This is a genomic window from Streptomyces sp. URMC 126, assembly GCF_051386555.1.
Classification (GTDB): domain Bacteria; phylum Actinomycetota; class Actinomycetes; order Streptomycetales; family Streptomycetaceae; genus Streptomyces.
This window is the reverse complement of the sequence record NZ_JBPQTX010001162.1, coordinates 1-248: the sequence shown is the minus strand read 5'-3', so window position 1 is coordinate 248 and position 248 is coordinate 1. Positions and strand designations below refer to the sequence as shown.

Genomic DNA, 248 nt, shown 5'->3' with positions numbered 1-248 from the left:
CTTCCTGTGCGAGGCGTCCTTCACGCACGGCAAGGAGAGCGTGCCGGAGCTCCACCTCAACGGCCGGCAGGCCGGCGAGCACGCGCAGCGGGCGAAGGTGGGGCGGCTGGTGCTCACCCACATCCCGCCGTGGACCGACCCGCGGGTCAACCTCGCCCACGCGGAGGAGGTCTTCGACGGCCCCGTCGAGCTGGCCCGCTCCCGCGCGGTCTACGAGCTCTAGCGCGCGCCGCCGCCCGGCCGCGCCC

The 248-nt window shown here is 75.8% G+C and carries 1 pseudogene; it reads left to right on the top strand.

Annotated elements, in window-relative coordinates:
- Positions 1 to 223: pseudogene (locus ACSNOK_RS35510) on the top strand (MBL fold metallo-hydrolase); the annotation flags it as partial.
- Positions 224 to 248: the final 25 nt, after the last annotated feature.